Origin of the sequence: Spirosoma sp. KCTC 42546, assembly GCF_006965485.1 — a bacterium.
In the GTDB taxonomy this organism is placed as follows: domain Bacteria; phylum Bacteroidota; class Bacteroidia; order Cytophagales; family Spirosomataceae; genus Spirosoma.
The window spans coordinates 8,117,639-8,135,158 of record NZ_CP041360.1; the positions used below are offsets into that span (position 1 = coordinate 8,117,639).

A 17,520-nucleotide genomic window follows, 5' to 3' on the forward strand; every position below is an offset into this window, starting at 1 on the left:
GGCTACCGATAAGGCAATAGGCGGATTGTACTGTAGAGTTTAGCCAGCGGTCCTGGCACAATATAGTCTCTAATCACGTCTTTTGCTTTATCCCAGCCGGGTTTTGCCATATACAGATACTTGAAAGCTAGTCGAGCGCGTCGGAAATAGCTACCTTCATATTGTTTGGCATCAAGCATCATCCGGTAATAGCGAGCCATATTCCGGCGAAGAATTGCATCGTACCGATAGTCAAGTTCTCGATTGATATCGCTGTACATTTGGATGCGGTTACGCAGAAATGTTTCGTTCCGGTAATTATCATGAAAACTGGCACCTGCCCGATTTTTCCGATATACCGACATAACATCGGGGATATAACCAATCTTACCAAGTTTGGCTTTCAGGATCAATCGCGGAATATCGCCACTCGACGACTCCCGAAACCAGGAGGGGTACTCCTTAATACTATTCCGATACATGGTACTCGAGGTAGCCATAAACCAGATTTCATCCTCGCCAATCAGATCATCAACCGTATAAAACGGCTTCATATCGTTCCCATTGAGTACATGAGAAGGGCTACCATCCTCATAGGTGATCAATGCATTATGAAATGACATTGAATAGTCGGGATGGGCATCCAGTTGATCGGCCTGTTTCTGAAGCTTTAGTGGATCGGTCAAGTAGTCGTCCCCATCAATTAAGGCGTAATAGTCGCCTTTAGCAAGCTTCAGGGTCTCCAGAAAGTTAATCCCCCCATTTTTACCCATATTATGCGGATGCAAAACGCCAATAACCAGGCCGGGATATTGACGTTCATATTCCTGAATAATCTCCCGTGTACCATCACTCGAAAAATCATCTCCGACTAATATTTCAATAGGGAAGGTCGTTTTCTGCGCCAGAACACTATCAATAGCCTCGCGGATGAAATTCTTCTGATTGTAGGTGATAATCAGGACGCTAACTTTTGGCATAACGTTTTATAATAAAGAGTAAGACGTGAGATGTAAGGAAACTCCTTACGGTTTCTCACGTCTTACTCTCATCTATTCACTTCCTATACGGTTACTTCTTTAGCCGTTTGGATATGGGCTTTCCAACCCTGAGGTTCATCTTTTTCAGCAGGTTTGGCCCAGGGATCGTAAAATGGCAAAATGGCTACCCAACGTCCTGCGGGATCGTCCCAACTAAACCGGTCAGCAAAGCTGGATGGACTAACCCAATGCGGTAAGTCGTAGCGGAATAAAATCAAATCACCAATGTCCTGAAAGCCCTCTGTCTCAACAATATGGTCGTTGATCACATAGCCTGTACCACCTGAATTGTAGTCTTTCCCGTATTGATTTAATGCCAGAATAGTGCCTACTTTTTGTGGATTAAGTGGGTGCCAGTGCCGACCGAAGAAACTGCCGCCTAATGGATAATGTGTTACCTGTGGATGGAAATAAGGCTGTCCCTTACGGATACCATATTCTTCATTATTTCCGGTCAGGTTATTCCAGAACTGACGCATGGGTGTAAAAACGCCCATCAACGTCTGTTGCGTTGGCTCTTCAAGGTCAAGGATAGCATCGAAGGTGTGATCATGAAACAGTTGCGGGGCCTGCTGAATCTTGGCAATGTGCAACCGTTGCTTATGCTGGTTATTATCGAATGGATCGGGAGCTTCGGCCAGAGGGGTTTTAGATGCCCAGGCGTGAGTGGCTTCAATCACACCACGGAGTGTCTCTTCTGGAATACCGGTTTTGATAATAACAATATTTGGTTCGTTGACTAACCGCATTACCTCTTCATACGGAATCTCGGGCACGATCTGGCCATCCTTGAATTGAGCGTCAACTTTTATAAGGTATTTTGCTACTTCTTTCATGGTTATTCGCTTACTGATTTGGTACAAAGTAGGATGCTGTCTATATAAAATGCAAATTCCACTAGCCTGATTTTAGTCAGTTTTGGGTTGCGTTGCATAGCCGAATCCAGATGCGCCGAAGCCATTTCCATTGTAAAACATTACCCACTGATTTTGATGAGAAAAAATGTGGCAATAGTCCATCATCATTGAATCCCAACCATCAGCCGAGCGCTCTATGCCTGCCAATTCATCTTTCCTTACCCAGTTAATACCATCTGTTGACTCGGCATACCCAATCCTGTAACTACGCTGCACGTCGGTACGGTAGTTGGTTGCGTTCCGGTAGGAAAAATACATTTTGTACAAATTCCCGTCCTTATAAACCGTAGGCCGACCAATAGCATCGGTAAACTCATCGTAACCTACACAAACATGCCCTGTTCGCTCCCAATGAATACCATCGGTTGATTCAGCATACTTTACGTCATAAAATGGCTCCGGATGACCGTTTATCACTTCAATTTTGGTGCAGGACAGGTACCACATCCTCCACCGAATTGAGCCATCGGCCTGCTCCTCACGCATGACACAGGGCTGAGCTACCCAAACCTGATCGAACATATAGCGGTCAAGTAAAGGGCCGGTAAACTTACGCTCAAACGTCAACCCACCATCCCGACTAATGGCCAGACCAATTCCAAGCCGATAACTAGCCGTTTCACTCTTATTCCAGCCGGTATAGTATAACCAGATTTCGTCACCCGCATCGGCGGACCGTACTGGCAAAAACCAGGAAGGCATTGTTCCTGTTTCGTCAAACATGCCAACGGCCCCTTTTGTTAAGCAGGGTTTGTCATGTACATAGACGACTTCGGAAAGATTATCGGGATTCAGTTCAACAAACGATACCGCCGATGAGACGTTTTCATCGCGTGTAGAGAAATAAACCCGCACCTTATCCTTCATGGGATATCCAAACGGAACCTGAGCGTGGGTTCGGCTAAATGGCTGCGAGCCATCGGGTTTATAAATCAGTCCTTCTTTTTGCCAGATCATTAAATTCAGGTATTGCTTACAATGTTAATAAAGCAGGCCGATTACCTTACAAGTCAACAAAATTAAATCGTTGCTAATCAACCTGTCTTATTGCACTTCTTGAACGGTCAATTAGTTTACAAAGCCAGGCGGGCGGCCATGCTATCATGAATCTGGCTCATCGTTTCTTTCAGATCGAACGTCCAGTGCCAACCAGGATAATGTTGTTTGAATTTACTGAGGTCAGAAATGTACCAGATATGGTCGCCACTCCGGTTCGTTTCTGAGTACTGATAATTCATTTTATTACCCGAAATTTCTTCGCAAAGGGCAATTGCTTCGAGCATCGAGCAGTTGGCATACCGGCCACCGCCCGCATTGTACACTTCACCTGGGCGTGGGTTCTGATAGAAATGCCAGAACATGTTCACTAAATCCCAGCTGTGGATATTGTCGCGAACCTGCTTGCCTTTATAGCCAAAAATGGTGTATTGATTTCCCGTAATAGCACATTTCATCAGGTACGAGAGGAATCCATGCAACTGGGCTCCCGAGTGATTCGGTCCTGTTAGGCAACCACCCCGGAACACACCGGTGTTCATCCCGAAATAACGACCATACTCCTGCACCATAATATCAGCCGCCACTTTCGAAGCACCGAAAACAGAGTGTTTGGTATGATCAAGGCTCATGAACTCATCAATACCATTCTCGAAGTACGGGTGGTTCTGATCGATTTCCCAGCGCGTTTCTGTTTCAATCAACGGCAGGAAGTTAGGATTATCACCGTACACTTTGTTAGTAGAGGTAAATATAAAGACTGCTTCGGGGCAGTGTAGGCGAGTCATTTCAAGCATATTGAGGGTACCAACGGCATTCACCCCAAAATCTGTAAACGGCTCACGGGCAGCCCAGTCGTGGCTTGGTTGTGCTGCTGTATGTAAAACCAGCTTAATATCCGCACCAAATTCCTTGAAGATCACTTCCAACTGAGGAACCTCCCGGATATCAGCGGTACGGTGTTGGTAATTAGAATAGGCGTCAGCCAGACGATTACGGTTCCATTCCGTTGAGCCATCAGCTCCAAAGAAGTACTGCCGCATATTATTATCAATCCCAACAACGAGATCAAATTTGTCAGCAAAAAAGGCAACGGCTTCACTGCCAATTAAACCAGCAGAACCCGTAACTAATGCAATTTTCATGATTTTATGGTGATTTCTTAAGAAGGAATCAATGAAAAATACTATTTATCTCGGTAAAAGTAGCTCAATAAACCCGAAAGATTATAATTTCCCCTAAAAACCTAGCGCACAAAATAGCCAACGGTAATAGGTTATGTACTACTTAGTAAGGCTTTTAGCGACAACTGATAAAGGATAATAGGTTAAAGAGCCATTTTTTAGGCGTGCAAATCGAATTTTATCAAAGTGGCTCAGGCAAGGTTCATTTAGTGCATTCCAGTCAATAACTGCGTTAATACTCGTCTGTTGAAACCTAAACCGTAGTATATCTTTCCAGGAACGATCAGACAGTACGGGGAAATGATATTGGTAGCTTCCACAGTTTACAACGAAGAATACATGTTCGGAAAATGGAGAATAAGTCAAATTTTCTGCACGTAAAATTAGACCTGACTTAGTAGAATCAGCATTGGCTTCGTAGCGAGTATTAGTTTCGGTAATACTTGGTTCAATCTCCGAATAATACCCTTTTTTAATTACAGCGTTAGATACAGTATTAACAAACTCATACTCCTTTTTGCCCTGTATCACTGGATAAAAAAGCCACTTTTTTGTTGAATGGTAGTTCAATGCATCAGCTACCTGGTTAGTAAAATGGGTATACATTCGGGGAATATAAATCGTATAATTTACCAGTGTGATCAAAATACTTATAGCCACAAAAGAATATTTCCAGAAAGTTGTTAAACTTTTTTGTTCTGTACAATAATAGATTAGAATACCTAAAAAAAGGCAGGGATAAATTTTGTAGTGATCGATTACATTCGCATTTAGCCCATTAACTGAAGACCTTAAAAAGCTAATTAAGGCCATCGATAACGAAAGGAATAGCAGGTAAACTAATAAATATGATTTTTCAGACTTATAGTAAAATGGCTTATTTTTTATCACTAAATAACCTACTATTAATAAAAGTCCGGTCCCAATAAGTAGTGGTATCCAGGGCAAGGCATAATCTGGCCAATTGACAAAATAAGCATGAATTTGAATGAAGTAGAGAAGAGCATGGCTGATAAATTCCACATCGATAACACGCGGAGAATCTGCCTGGCCACCTTGTAGGGAGTAAACTAGTATTAATAAAGAAAGCGTTGCGCCGTAAACAATCAATCGTTTACCATCTTTCTGTACAAGTGAAATAAGTATCCCCAGTAGCCAGACCAGTAGTCCATTTCCATTGGAGAAGGTGGCCAGAAGACCTAACAGTATAATCCATCTTAAGGTCCCTTGCTGAACCATTAATCGAATACAGAGTAATGAAAATAGAAATACGGGTAAATTAAAAAAAGCAAAGGTATAATAATTCATAAACGAAATAGGCTGAAAAGCGAGCCAAACTAATACAGCACTACCAATTAAATTGGTTTTTCGTATAATAGTAGAAAGAAAAGCGATAAAGGAAATATTACCTATTATGATAAAAAAAGAGATATTTATTTGTCCTGTTAAGTAAACAAATGGGATGATTAGAAGCCGCTGAAAATAATGACGATGATTATTATACGGATCCAGAAAGGTATGTAGCTTATCCTGGAAAGCGTTTGCACTATCAAATTTATTTATAAAATTAAAGTACCATGAAAAGTCATCTATATAAGGAATATTTGTCAAAAAATGAAAAAATAAACTATAAAATAAAAATATAGGAATTAATATTAGGACAAAAACAATAAAGTTATTAATTGTAAATTTAATAGGGTTCAAATAAGTGGGTACAGGCATAGAAGATATTATACATTAAGCAATCATTTATTAACTAGGTATAACATTTTAAAGTTAAATACGAATTCAACACTAAAATCTGTTGATTCGCCAGTATTTATTTGCAAAAAATTGGCAGATAAAGTTACAATGATATCTGCAGCTGTTTCGCGCTTTATCATGGAAATCTATGATAATTTAAAGTTAAAACTGAAGTTTTAATGAGCTAAGAATACTTGCAAAACTTCGTCTACTGTAAGTGCACGATTATACAATTGAACTTCATCAATTTTTCCTGAAAAATAGCCATTATTTTCTGCAAGGAATAAATGGGCACCTATATTAAGACGTTTAGTAGGTTCATTATTCGTACCGCTAACGGTTAATTTCTGAGCCCCGTCAACAAATAAGCTGAACGATTTATCTTTCTTAACCAATACTAAATGATGCCAGTTAGTATCCGTTATATATTCTGATGAGTTCGCTAAATCGCAATTAACACCACCAAGTAATATTGAAACTTTATTACCCTTATTACATAGCCCATTACTCATTTCCAGACCAAAGCCGTTATGCTTGGGATCACCATAATACATTATGACAGCGTCCTGATTCAAATTATCAGCCTTAACCCAGCAAGCCATTGTAATAGTTGAGCCATAATCTATATTATCAACATAAATTACGGTATTAATACCATTAAATTGATAAGCTGAATTAGGATTGTTGAAGCGATCTGAAGCTGGTTTGGCTTCTATTATCTGAGCTGTATTATTATTACCACTACCATCCTTGCCCCCTTCGGAAAAACTGTAACAACCGACTACACCGCTCACAGGAGAACATGTTGTTACAGGAGGGAATTGATGGTCTTTAATAAGTGAACAAGCACATAAGAAAAGCCAAGCGCATAAAAAAATAGATAAGTAAATTGTATTTTTCATAATAGTATTAAAGATAATGGCTGCCGGTAATCTTTATGCATAAAGTGTTAAGTGTAACACAGCCATAACAACAGGTGCATTAAGAACTCACAAAAATAATTGGCTTGGCATGCAAGTAACTACAATCAACAGATAGGCTATTTATTGTAAACTTGGCATAAAAAATTTCAATCTTGACGATCAGGAATTATCAACTTAAGAAATTGCCGACCGTCAAGATTGAAAAATGAAATTTCAAGTAATAACTAACAAAATGTTAGTTATTACTATTTATTAGATAAAGCCTAATTACCTTGTGCAATAGAACCAGCACCGAATAGCTTCTCGCGAATTTTTTGAGTCCTTGCCTCTAGCTCAGGATTAGGCGTGTACGTATATTTTGATTGAACGGCTGCCGAATCTTTACCTGTTCCATATACTTCGGGGTCCCCAGCCCGGTAATCGGAGCGAAAATCTTCTGCCCGATAATCTGCCTGACGGACGGAGTTATACTTTTGATAGTCGCACGATGCCATCGATACTACTACTACAGCCAACAAACTTATATTGAGTACGCGTTTCATAGCCACTTGATTACGAATTAATTCGACAAAAATAAGAAACAGTCCCTTGTCAATCGTAGTTAGTCGTCAGTTTTTTTCGCTCACATCCGTATACAAGTACCTCAGTTAGCCTAATTTCCTGATTTCATCTCCCACAAACTGCATCAATTCCCGTATATAGTCACGGGAAAAATCGAATGGAACATTGGCGGCTGCATATATTTCACGAATGGGGGCCTTGTAGCCCAGACTCAGTGCTTTTTTATAACCCGCCAGCCCAGCAGCAGGGTCACGTCGGTAGTTCCGCCACACACCAATGGCACCCAATTGGGCAATTCCGTATTCGATATAATAGAAAGGCACCTCGTATAAGTGAAGCTGCCGCTGCCAAATGTACTCCTGATAAAAAGCGAATCCATCCCAACTTGTTACCGTATCGGCAAACTGATTGTAAATCCGCAGCCAGTTTTCACGTCGCTCCGCATCGGTATGCGTTGGGTTTTCGTAAATCCAGTGCTGAAATTTATCAATTGTTGCTACCCAGGGGAGCGTTTCGATAATAGATTCCAGATGCTGCAATTTGGCTCGGCGTAGCTCGTCAGGGTTATCGAAAAATACGTCCCAGTGATCCATTGACAGCAATTCCATACTCATAGAGGCCAGCTCAGCTACCTCCATAGGCGGGTTTCGGAACGCTTTTAGAGGCAGTTCACGCGTTAGAAACGAATGAACGGCGTGGCCACCCTCATGAACCATCGTCACTAAATCGCGCAAACTGGAAGTAGCATTCATGAAAATAAATGGCACACCAATTTCCTCGAGCGGGTAATTATAACCACCAGGCGCTTTGCCTTTCCGCGACTCCAGATCAAGGTGACCCATGGCCCGCATAATGCGCAGGTCATCCCCTAATTCCTTATCAAGTCGATCGAAACAGGCAATAGCTTTTTCCAGCAGTTCATCACCCGTTGCGAATGGCTTTAACGGGGGCCGACCTTCCACATCAACCTTTGCATCCCAGGGCCGCAATGGATCTACCGAAGCGTCGGACCGAGAAAGCTTCTGTTCTCGGTCGCTGGCCAGATCATTCAATAATGGTACAACAGCTTCGGCTACTGATTCATGGAAATTGAAGCAATCCTGGGGCGTGTAATCGAACCGGCCTAAAGCCGCAAACGAATAGTCCCGAAAATTAGCAAATCCGGCATTGACCGCTATCTGATGCCGGAGCGTGCGTAACCGATCAAACAGTTGGTCAAGGGCTTCATGATCCTGATAACGTCGTTCCCAGATTTTACGCCACGCTTCCTCGCGCACAGCCCGATCTGTCGATTGCAAACGGTCACTTGCTGCGGGAAGGGTCATTTCCTTACCATCAATGGTCACAGTCATAGCACCAACAATGGCTCCGTATTTGCGCTCTTCGGTCTGTAATTCGGTTTGAAGCGGGATGTTTTCCTCACGAAAAATTTCGATCGCTTTTTTCATACCCCGAACCATAATATCGTAGCCTTCGTCGGTCAACTCACTCAAAAATGGGCTGTCAACTGCCTTCAAGTCTAGATCATTGCCATAAGCAGTCATGGGTGGCTGAATCTCGGCAATAAAGAAGTTGAGATTATTAACCAGTTCTTCATTAGCCGTATCGCAGGTCATCCGAATATAGCGCCATGCAAAATCTTCAGATAAATACGATTCGAGTTCACTCCGATCGATTAACCACTGGCGCAGGTCCTGGGCATTGTGCAGCGGTCGTGCCAGCAGGTTATCAAAAAGCGGTTTAACATCATCCCAGCTTTGCAGGGTAAGTGCCTCGCCAATAAATGGCCGGGCAGGACGAGTTGGAATAGGTAGTGTTTCGTTCGTAGTCATTGTTAACTAATAAAATTCTAGAGATCCTTTTGATGCTGTGGACCTACTCTCTTTGAATGCGATTTGTATGTAGTGTATATAGAGCCTGTCACCCGTACGGTCAAAGAAACATAGACCAAACAGAATCCACAAGAATCAATGATAAATAAGCCATTGTAAAACTTTTTTGTTCATAAACTTGCAACTACGAAACGGTTCGTATATGTTTGTTACGAAATTATTCGTAGATCAATTATGAAACCAACCGACTCCGAACTGGAAATCCTGCATGTACTCTGGACCAATGGCCCCAGCACGGTACGTCAGGTACACGATGCATTGAGCCAAAGCCGGGATATAGGCTATACAACCGCACTGAAACTTATGCAGATCATGTATGAAAAAGGGTTGCTTTCCCGCCAGGAGGATGCTCGTTCTCATACCTACACCGCAGCGGTAAGTGAGGAAGATACTCAGCGAAATTTAGTAGATCGCTTTGTTGAAACGGCTTTTCGGGGGTCGGCCTCAAAGTTAGTGATGCAGATACTGGGTCAGCACAAAGCCTCGCGTGAAGAATTGGATGAAATTAAAAATCTGCTAAGTGACCTGAACCGGGACACCGGCCGCCAGGATTGAGCTGATTGGCATGATTTTTCTACCGTTTGCGATTTCCCTTGTCACTATCCTCTGATCTGAAGGCTTGTTATTAGTCTGATTTTGTAAACTAACAAACTGATTTTACTCACACTTAACGATTTCCTATAACTCATGAACGCTTTCCATTTTCTGTCGAATCCGGTGGTGGATGCATTGGGCTGGACGCTGCTTCACGCATTTTGGCAGGGTTTTGCATTGGTTCTACCCGTTGCGGTGATTCTGCATTTCCTTCGGAATCAATCGAGTACGCTGCGCTATCGGGTAAGTGTATTTACCTTACTAACCCAGTTGCTGGCATCAGGCGCTACATTCGTCTGGTATTACGAGCCAGCGGTGGTTAATCCGCCTATAGTCCCCACCACTATTCATTATGCGAAACTGGTTCGATGGCAGACCGTGACCCAAACCTTACCCTGGCACCAGCAAACGCAGTTATTTCTGGAAAATCACCTGAGCCAGTTTGTTCTGATCTACCTGATTGGAGTGGCCTTGTTCGGTCTTCGGCTAGCAGGTGGCTGGCTGTATCTGCAACGGCTCAGTAAAACGGCTACAAAGCCCGCTACAACAAACTGGGGAATCCTGACCAACCAACTTCGTTCGGTATTGAACATCCAGTCAGTTGTGCAGGTTCGTGAATCGGCACGTATTGCCGTACCAATGGTCGTAGGTATCCTCAAGCCTGTTTTACTACTACCAATTGGCTTGGCAACGAGCTTATCCCTTCGTGAAATAGAAGCTGTCTTAGCGCACGAATTAGCGCACATAAAACGGCACGATTATGCTGTCAATCTGTTGCAATCGGTCGTTGAGGTGCTTTATTTCTTTCATCCGGCCTTGTGGTGGTTATCAGCGCGGGTTCGTGAAGAGCGCGAACATTGCTGCGACGATCTGGCGGTTCAGGCCTGTGGGGGCGACGGTCGCATACTAGCCCAAGCGCTTGCCCGAGTAGAAGAACTGCGGCTTATACAAGTGGAGCAAACTCCCGCTCTGGCCATGGCTTTTGCATCAAAACGGCAGCACTTGCTACACCGGGTACGCCGGGTATTGGGTGTACCAACCCGCCCCTTCGTCTCGAACACCAGTCTGGCCGGATTGACATTCGCTACTATTATGCTGATGAGTGTGTCTGTCTATGCTATACAAAAACACGATCAGCCAAAGGCAGAGGCCAAACAACCTAAGCCAGCCCATTCGACCCGCCGACATAAGGTAGATAGCAATTCAGAATATGGTATGGTAGACGGCCAGAAGATTGGCTATGTTGTCTGGAAAGGGCAGAAATTACCCGCTGCCCGTGTCGCGAAATTGCAACGCCAGCTTAATCAGGTTATGGCTGGCCAACTCTCCCTCGATACCGTTCAGCAAACGGATCGTGACATTCTGTTAACGATCATCGAAAAAAACCAGGCGTTTGATGGAGGTATGAATTCATTAGCCGAAGGGTTATCGCATATTGACTATAGCTCTATTGTAGCATCGGCCTTGAACAATGTTCCTCTTAGCCCGGATGGAACGGTGGAAGGACTGGCCAAAGTTGACTACAATAGTATTATTAATGATGCCTTTGCTTCGATTCCTACAGCTAAATCCATCCACGATACGTTAGCCCCACAGCGAGCTTTCCAGCAACGGCAGCTCGATAGCCTGAGCCAGATTATGGCTGAGCGATCACGGCAACTTCAGGCGCTACATCTTCAGATGGAGAAAATGCAGTTTCCAATTGAAGAATCAGAACGAAGCCAGCAGATTGTGGAATGGCGAAAACAAAAACTGATGGAGCTTCGAAATGCCCTGATCGAAAAACAACGGCGGGTGATGTATCAGGATGGAAAACAAAAGCAGAACCTGGATGAACTAGAGAAACAGGTAGCGGCTCTGGAACCCGAAATTAAAAAACAGGAAGCTAGCATTGAAGAAGCCAATAAGCAACTGGAAGCTACACAGGCTAAACTGATGGAAGCGCGAAAACCCCTGGAAAAATTAGAGCGCGAATCCCAGCAATTGAATGAACAAATGGAACGCTTATCAGAAGAAATGGAGCGGCACGGAGAACGTTTATCTCGACTATCTGTAGACTTATCCGATATGGACATGGATGTTAATGTTGATATGCGCCGGTCGGGCTCAATACGTGCCCCTCGCCCTCCACGTGCTATGCGTATGCGCACACCTAGTCCTATGGTAGCGCCAGCACCAGTGGCTCCAGCTTATCCAAGTATTAACGTAGCTCCGGCAGCACCCACACGCGGCACAGGACGTATCCAGTCGGCTCCTGCCATCGCCCCTACACCCCCTGCCCGAGCAACCGCTCCTCGGTCAGGGCCAAAACCCGCCGTGGCTCCGAAAGCAGAGAAACCGGAGTAAGGTAGTACCGGACGTCCCGCCGAGGTGTGAAAGAGTGAGGTAGTAGCGATGTGCTATACTTGCGTCTTCAATACCCCGGCGGGACGCCCGGTACTACATTATTCTATCTCAATAACCACATTTGGCCCAACGGGATGAGCTACACAGGTTAATACATAACCTGCTTTCAGTTCCGATTCAGACAGACCATCCTCTTCGTCCAGTTTTACCTTACCCGAGGTGCAACGGCCTAGGCAGGCCGTACACATGCCCGCCTGACAGGAATACGGCAAGTCAATATCGAGGTCCAATGCCGCTTCCAGGATAGTCTGATGGGGGGCAACGGCAAATTTATACTCGCTGCCTTCATACAGGACTGTGACTTCGGGTGTACCACTGTCAGCAGCTGTGAGGGGTTCCTCCACCACATCACCCGCCATAACCGGCGCGGTTGCATAACTTTCTTTGTGAACGTGCTCCGTCGAAATACCAACTAGAGCCAATGCAGATCGAACTTCGGCCATCATGCCATCGGGTCCGCATAGGTAAAAGCTAGCATTCTGGCGTTCGGAAGCCGGTAACTGATCCAGCAATTTGGTTAGCGTGTGCTGATTCAGGCGCCCTTCAGGCCCTGTCCAGCCGTATGTGGGCTGGCTCAGGATATGTGTCACCTGGAAACGTGAACGGCCATACCCCTGCTCCATTGCATCCAGATGCGCTTTATAAATGATAGACTCCTGATTCCGGTTACCGTAAATAAGCCAAATCCGGCTGTTGGGTTCAACGTGCATCACCGACTTGGCCATCGAGAACAAAGGCGTAATGCCGCTACCTGCTCCAATCAAAATAATGGTTCGTCGATTCTGTGGATCGAGCTTCGGTACGAAGGTGCCCATAGGCTCCAGGGTTTCCAGTATGTCGCCGGGTCGGATACGATCGCAGAGATAATTGGATGCCAGTCCGCCCGGCACGCGTTTTACAGATACCGATAAGGACACATCGACATGGGGCGATGAGGCCATTGAATAAGAACGCCGAATTTTCTGTCCGTTGATATTGAGTAAAAAGGTCAGAAACTGACCAGGCTGATAGCGAATTTCCTCGTTGATGGGGTGCCAGAAACTTATCGTCACCGCATCGGGCGTTTCCCGAACGATGTCTTTTACTTTCAAAAAATACCGATTTGCCATTACTATTCAGGTTGTTGTACTTCAAACACAGAGGAACGGAGAATAGCAGGAATACTCCTTGACCTTTATGTTTTTCTCCGTTCCTCTGTGTTAAAATTTTCCCACAAAGGTACATCAAGCGGGCGATTGATGAAACTGAACTAACTGTTCAGCAGGAGCTTTCAGGATACTACCTATTGTTAAGCCTGTTTGTTTTACAGCCTGTTGTAATGGCTGAGCGAAATAATAGGCAATTGAACCCACAAAATGAACCGGCCAGAAACCCGCTTCGGGAAACCGTTTGACATAGGTTGTCAGAAATAGGGCAAAGGCTTCTGTTACCAAATCAGTTATATAAGGGTGAGTGAGGTGATCAGATAAAAAGGGCGTGAACGAAGCGAAATAGCGGTTAGGAAACGGTTTTTGATAGGCATTTTCCAGCAGCGTTGGCCGATCAAGTGCGTAGCGGGTCTGGAAAGCCTCACGGAGATCAGTTGGTAAGCGCTCCTGAAAAAAATCCCGGACGAGCGTTTTGCCCAGATACCCACCACTCCCCTCATCGCCGAGCCAAAAGCCCAACGACTGTATACCTCGGGTTAACTGATTACCATCATAACAGCAGGCATTTGACCCTGTGCCGAGAATACACGCTATTCCAGCCTCATGGCCCATCGCGCCCCGAGCGGCTCCCAGCATATCACTATTCACCTCAACAAGCTGCAAACCAGGTAGCACGTCCTGTAGCGCATCAGCAACAATATGATTCACCGCGGGGCCAGTACAGCCCGTTCCGTAGAAAAAAACCTTTGTAACCAGGGCCTCTTTCAGGTGTGGAATCAGTTGATTCTGTAGTGTAGTCGCCATTTGAGCGGCTGTTTGATAATATGGATTGAATCCATCCGTTTGAATAGCATGGACGATTCCGTTGTCGTCAACAAGACGCCAGTCGGTTTTCGTGGAGCCGCTATCAGCAATAAGGGTGTTCATGGTTTATGGGTAACGTTGACTTATACCAATTTCCCAATTACCGGGAAACGGTTGAAAACGGCGTTTGTATGGGGCGCATCGGCTAGTTCGTCGGTAAGGTCCTGCCCGGCCCAGTGTTCATAATGTTTACCATTGCGCCATAGTCGTGATGCCGACAGATCGTAAATAGTGCCCTCATAGGCACACCAGATGTCGTCCCGATCCTGTCCATTGCGTAAAGCTAACTGTGAGCGAGTGAAAGACGGCAAAGAAGTAGGGGTTGGCGGCATACGTCCGTAAACTCAAACAAATGAATTATTAGGCATTAATTTTGCGAGTGCCAACAAAATTAGCGTAACTTTAGCCACTCTGATTACCTTGTATTTGATTAACTATGAGAAAGACTCATTTTACCGCTTTCCTTTCAGCTTTAGCTTTATTTAGCCTGTTAATGGGCTGCAATGGCAATAAGGTTCCTCCTGTTTCGGAACGTATCGCCAAAGTCTGGACAGCTAGCAAAGTGGATGAAAACAGCTCAACTGTTTATACGAAAGGAGGCACCAGCAACATTCGAAACTATACCAGTTTCAAACTTGATTTGAGCGCTGCACCAACGGTTAAATATACTGAGTATGACGGTAATACATTCACCGGACAGTATTCTCTACCCGACGATAATACCCTAAAACTGACGAACCTGAACCCTTCGCCAACCGGCGACAATGGAACAATCACATTTACGATTAACTCCATTGATGATAACAATTTGAAGCTTACCCGGACAACAGCCAGCCAGAAAACCGGCAACACCACAAACGTGTACACGCTGACAAATCCCTAAGATTTCCGCAAACCAATTCGTAAAAAAAGCCGTTCCGTATGTCAATCGGAACGGCTTTTTTGTGGGCTAGTGGAGCAGGTGCAGTAGTGAAGTGAGTGTAGTAAGAACGAGTTGTTTCACCACTACACTCACTAACTCCACCATTGCACTAACTCCACCAACACACCACTCCACTAATAACCAGATTAATGACTGATTTAAATACGCTTGGTGAAATCGGCTTGATCGAACGGATTCGGCAGGCAACACCTACACCTACTCACTCTGAAACCATTTATGGTATTGGCGACGATGCCGCAGTATTTGACTGGGGCGATGATTATGGGTTGCTTACGACCGACATGCTCGTAGAAGGCATTCACTTTGATTTGACTTACGTACCACTGAAACATCTTGGTTACAAAGCCGTGACGTTTGGCGTGTCGGATATTGCGGCTATGAACGGCTTACCGATACAAGCAACTATTAGTGTCGGACTTAGTAGTCGGTTTCCGGTCGAGGCTGTCGATGAACTGTATGAAGGGATTCGGGCCGCCTGTGAAGCATACAACGTAGATTTAGTAGGTGGCGACACCTCATCCTCACGATCAGGCCTGATTATTTCGGTCTCTGTTTTGGGAAAGGTACCCAAGGACCTGATCACCTACCGAAATACAGCGCAACCCAACGATGTTATTTGTGTAACCGGCGATCTGGGAGCAGCTTATCTGGGATTGCAATTACTAGAACGCGAGAAGCAGGTTTTCCTGGCCGACCCAAATATGCAGCCTAATCTGTCAGAAGAGCGGGCTTATCTGGTTCAACGGCAACTTCGTCCCGATGCTCGCACCGATATGGTTCATGAACTTCGCGACTTAGGTATTCGGCCTACGGCTATGATCGATATTTCGGATGGACTGGCTTCAGAACTTCTCCACCTTTGCCATCAGTCGGGAACGGGAGCGGTGGTATTTGACGAGAATCTACCCATCGACGACCAGACACACTTAGCTGCCGACGAATTCAAAATCAGTCCTATAACGGCTGCCTTGAATGGAGGTGAAGACTATGAGCTATTGTTTACGGTCCGTCCGCAAGCGTTTGAAAAACTGGAAACGAACGCCCGCATCACAGCTATAGGTTACCTTACTGCCGACCCAACAAAAATTGTACTGGCAACAAAAGCCGGTCAACAGACGCCTATTCGGGCGCAAGGCTGGGAGCGACAAGGATAAGCTTCGTTAAGAGGAATCTCAAGCTTTACACTAGTCAAGTTTGAGATTCCTCCTGGTGTCGGAAAGATAAAAACGTATAAACAGGATATTAATCATAAGCTTTTCGCTAAAGCCGTTGCCCGGCTTTAGTTTTATTTCCTATTCCTATGCGCTTAAACGTAACATTCCTGACTAGTTGGCTTCTCGTGTTGATTATCTGCTTACTAGCTGGATGCAAAAAAACAGAGACTGTACCAGACCCCGATATGGCCTCCCGGGTTTCTGGTCGATATGCGGTAACGACCATTACAATTACTGGAAACAGTCAACCCATTACGGTTGTGAATGGTACGGTCATCATGGTTCGAAATGGGGTGGCGCTGGATACAGTAGACCTAACGCTTTCTTATGCAACAGCGAGCACATCAGGGAGTTCAACTTTTTCGGAGACGAAAACGATCACGCTGCAACAGTCGGGAAACGCTATTGACTTATACAGCGGTACAACTAAAGTGGGCAGTTGGACTACAGCCCTGTTAACAGTAACGAACTATCCGTTTAACAATACAACCGTAAGCTTCACCGCGGCTAAGCAATAAGGTAGTGGCTCACCTCACCCGGACGAACTTTGAATAGCAGAGTCTGTCGCAGCGGGGAAGCAGCGTCAACACATCCCCTTGAAAAGCTACGCCCTGTCGAAATGGAACGGTAGCCCGATTGGTCGTAATAAACAGATTAATACCCAAGCCATCCGAGATGGTTGAATCGACCCGAAAGTATTTTATTGGATAGTAGTACGACATTTCGGCCCCGTTGGCGCTTAACTTACCATCCGCACTAAAGGTGAGCGTCTGGGCTGGATTTACCGAATACTTCTGGGTTGAATCGATTGATTTTGAGACCAAAATCGAATCCCGTTGATAATGGTCTTTCACAAAAACAGTATCCTTTACATAATGACCGTTGGTAAATGTAGAGTCTACCACATAGGCTCCTTTCACAAAAACCGAGTCAAATAAGTAATACGCACTGTCAACGGGATAACGCCTTTCGGTCAGACGCCATGTACCCGTAATGCGTGCATCGCTCGCACCAGGCGAAAACTCATTGGTTTCCTTACACTCAATGAGAAGAGTGGTCAGAAGCAGGCTTAGACTTAGGTATAGAACTTTTTTCACGAGTTAATCAGCAGCTCGT

General features: G+C 44.9%; 17 protein-coding genes. 5 read left to right on the top strand and 12 right to left on the bottom strand.

Annotated features, from left to right (window positions below; all coding sequences use genetic code 11):
• Nucleotides 1–2: 2 nt before the first annotated feature.
• The 8 genes from EXU85_RS33040 to EXU85_RS33075 all read right to left on the bottom strand — a co-directional run bounded on the left by EXU85_RS33040 (nucleotide 3) and on the right by EXU85_RS33075 (nucleotide 9,175).
• Nucleotides 3–959, bottom strand: coding sequence for a glycosyltransferase family 2 protein (locus EXU85_RS33040; protein WP_142776160.1), 957 nt, complete (start codon nucleotides 957–959; stop codon nucleotides 3–5).
• An 83-nt stretch (nucleotides 960–1,042) separates the two neighbouring features.
• Nucleotides 1,043–1,855 (bottom strand): hypothetical protein, encoded by an 813-nt coding sequence (locus EXU85_RS33045; protein WP_142776161.1) that lies wholly within the window; start codon nucleotides 1,853–1,855, stop codon nucleotides 1,043–1,045.
• Between the two features lie 72 nt (nucleotides 1,856–1,927).
• Nucleotides 1,928–2,890: a hypothetical protein gene (locus EXU85_RS33050; RefSeq protein WP_142776926.1), complete on the bottom strand. Its 963-nt coding sequence runs from the start codon at nucleotides 2,888–2,890 to the stop codon at nucleotides 1,928–1,930.
• A 119-nt stretch (nucleotides 2,891–3,009) separates the two neighbouring features.
• On the bottom strand, nucleotides 3,010–4,077 hold the full coding sequence (locus EXU85_RS33055; protein ID WP_142776162.1) for an NAD-dependent epimerase/dehydratase family protein: 1,068 nt from the start codon (nucleotides 4,075–4,077) through the stop codon (nucleotides 3,010–3,012).
• A 138-nt stretch (nucleotides 4,078–4,215) separates the two neighbouring features.
• Nucleotides 4,216–5,838, bottom strand: a complete 1,623-nt coding sequence (locus EXU85_RS33060; protein ID WP_142776163.1) for a hypothetical protein — start codon at nucleotides 5,836–5,838, stop codon at nucleotides 4,216–4,218.
• 197 nt (nucleotides 5,839–6,035) lie between these two features.
• Nucleotides 6,036–6,761, bottom strand: coding sequence for a LamG domain-containing protein (locus EXU85_RS33065; protein WP_142776164.1), 726 nt, complete (start codon nucleotides 6,759–6,761; stop codon nucleotides 6,036–6,038).
• Nucleotides 6,762–7,045: 284 nt separating this feature from the next.
• Entirely contained in the window at nucleotides 7,046–7,324 is a 279-nt protein-coding gene (locus EXU85_RS33070) for a hypothetical protein (RefSeq protein WP_142776165.1), read from the bottom strand.
• A 105-nt stretch (nucleotides 7,325–7,429) separates the two neighbouring features.
• Complete coding sequence (locus tag EXU85_RS33075; RefSeq protein WP_142776166.1) at nucleotides 7,430–9,175, bottom strand: M3 family oligoendopeptidase; 1,746 nt, start codon at nucleotides 9,173–9,175, stop codon at nucleotides 7,430–7,432.
• A 234-nt stretch (nucleotides 9,176–9,409) separates the two neighbouring features.
• Between EXU85_RS33075 and EXU85_RS33080 the strand changes: the two genes are divergently transcribed.
• Together EXU85_RS33080 and EXU85_RS33085 are read left to right on the top strand one after the other, a co-directional pair.
• Nucleotides 9,410–9,790 (top strand): BlaI/MecI/CopY family transcriptional regulator, encoded by a 381-nt coding sequence (locus tag EXU85_RS33080; protein WP_142776167.1) that lies wholly within the window; start codon nucleotides 9,410–9,412, stop codon nucleotides 9,788–9,790.
• Between the two features lie 132 nt (nucleotides 9,791–9,922).
• A complete protein-coding gene (locus EXU85_RS33085) occupies nucleotides 9,923–12,175 on the top strand; it encodes a M56 family metallopeptidase (protein WP_142776168.1) in 2,253 nt (750 codons plus the stop codon).
• 98 nt (nucleotides 12,176–12,273) lie between these two features.
• Here the strand turns inward: EXU85_RS33085 and EXU85_RS33090 are convergent, their stop codons facing one another.
• The 3 genes from EXU85_RS33090 to EXU85_RS33100 form a co-directional block, all read right to left on the bottom strand.
• Nucleotides 12,274–13,344 (bottom strand): ferredoxin--NADP reductase, encoded by a 1,071-nt coding sequence (locus EXU85_RS33090; RefSeq protein WP_142776169.1) that lies wholly within the window; start codon nucleotides 13,342–13,344, stop codon nucleotides 12,274–12,276.
• 114 nt (nucleotides 13,345–13,458) lie between these two features.
• A complete protein-coding gene (locus EXU85_RS33095; protein WP_142776170.1) occupies nucleotides 13,459–14,310 on the bottom strand; it encodes an N-acetylglucosamine kinase in 852 nt (283 codons plus the stop codon).
• Between the two features lie 20 nt (nucleotides 14,311–14,330).
• Complete coding sequence (locus tag EXU85_RS33100; RefSeq protein ID WP_142776171.1) at nucleotides 14,331–14,579, bottom strand: cytochrome b5 domain-containing protein; 249 nt, start codon at nucleotides 14,577–14,579, stop codon at nucleotides 14,331–14,333.
• 104 nt (nucleotides 14,580–14,683) lie between these two features.
• Between EXU85_RS33100 and EXU85_RS33105 the strand changes: the two genes are divergently transcribed.
• The 3 genes from EXU85_RS33105 (at nucleotide 14,684) to EXU85_RS33115 (ending at nucleotide 16,922) form a co-directional block, all read left to right on the top strand.
• Complete coding sequence (locus tag EXU85_RS33105) at nucleotides 14,684–15,130, top strand: hypothetical protein (RefSeq protein ID WP_142776172.1); 447 nt, start codon at nucleotides 14,684–14,686, stop codon at nucleotides 15,128–15,130.
• 188 nt (nucleotides 15,131–15,318) lie between these two features.
• Nucleotides 15,319–16,344, top strand: coding sequence for a thiamine-phosphate kinase (thiL, locus tag EXU85_RS33110; protein ID WP_142776173.1), 1,026 nt, complete (start codon nucleotides 15,319–15,321; stop codon nucleotides 16,342–16,344).
• 146 nt (nucleotides 16,345–16,490) lie between these two features.
• Nucleotides 16,491–16,922, top strand: a complete 432-nt coding sequence (locus EXU85_RS33115; RefSeq protein WP_142776174.1) for a hypothetical protein — start codon at nucleotides 16,491–16,493, stop codon at nucleotides 16,920–16,922.
• 9 nt (nucleotides 16,923–16,931) lie between these two features.
• Here EXU85_RS33115 and EXU85_RS33120 read toward each other — a convergent pair whose 3' ends face one another.
• Entirely contained in the window at nucleotides 16,932–17,501 is a 570-nt protein-coding gene (locus EXU85_RS33120) for a hypothetical protein (protein WP_142776175.1), read from the bottom strand.
• Between the last annotated feature and the right edge of the window lie 19 nt (nucleotides 17,502–17,520).

Bases quoted from the DNA above. Each gene is read 5' to 3' on its own strand.
- thiL (WP_142776173.1), top strand. From the start codon at position 15,319: ATGACTGATTTAAATACGCTTGGTGAAATCGGCTTGATCGAACGGATT.
- EXU85_RS33070 (WP_142776165.1), bottom strand. From the start codon at position 7,324: ATGAAACGCGTACTCAATATAAGTTTGTTGGCTGTAGTAGTAGTATCG.
- EXU85_RS33060 (WP_142776163.1), bottom strand. From the start codon at position 5,838: ATGCCTGTACCCACTTATTTGAACCCTATTAAATTTACAATTAATAAC.
- EXU85_RS33055 (WP_142776162.1), bottom strand. From the start codon at position 4,077: ATGAAAATTGCATTAGTTACGGGTTCTGCTGGTTTAATTGGCAGTGAA.
- EXU85_RS33095 (WP_142776170.1), bottom strand. From the start codon at position 14,310: ATGAACACCCTTATTGCTGATAGCGGCTCCACGAAAACCGACTGGCGT.
- EXU85_RS33080 (WP_142776167.1), top strand. From the start codon at position 9,410: ATGAAACCAACCGACTCCGAACTGGAAATCCTGCATGTACTCTGGACC.
- EXU85_RS33085 (WP_142776168.1), top strand. From the start codon at position 9,923: ATGAACGCTTTCCATTTTCTGTCGAATCCGGTGGTGGATGCATTGGGC.
- EXU85_RS33100 (WP_142776171.1), bottom strand. From the start codon at position 14,579: ATGCCGCCAACCCCTACTTCTTTGCCGTCTTTCACTCGCTCACAGTTA.
- EXU85_RS33040 (WP_142776160.1), bottom strand. From the start codon at position 959: ATGCCAAAAGTTAGCGTCCTGATTATCACCTACAATCAGAAGAATTTC.
- EXU85_RS33115 (WP_142776174.1), top strand. From the start codon at position 16,491: ATGCGCTTAAACGTAACATTCCTGACTAGTTGGCTTCTCGTGTTGATT.
- EXU85_RS33065 (WP_142776164.1), bottom strand. From the start codon at position 6,761: ATGAAAAATACAATTTACTTATCTATTTTTTTATGCGCTTGGCTTTTC.
- EXU85_RS33045 (WP_142776161.1), bottom strand. From the start codon at position 1,855: ATGAAAGAAGTAGCAAAATACCTTATAAAAGTTGACGCTCAATTCAAG.
- EXU85_RS33090 (WP_142776169.1), bottom strand. From the start codon at position 13,344: ATGGCAAATCGGTATTTTTTGAAAGTAAAAGACATCGTTCGGGAAACG.
- EXU85_RS33105 (WP_142776172.1), top strand. From the start codon at position 14,684: ATGAGAAAGACTCATTTTACCGCTTTCCTTTCAGCTTTAGCTTTATTT.
- EXU85_RS33075 (WP_142776166.1), bottom strand. From the start codon at position 9,175: ATGACTACGAACGAAACACTACCTATTCCAACTCGTCCTGCCCGGCCA.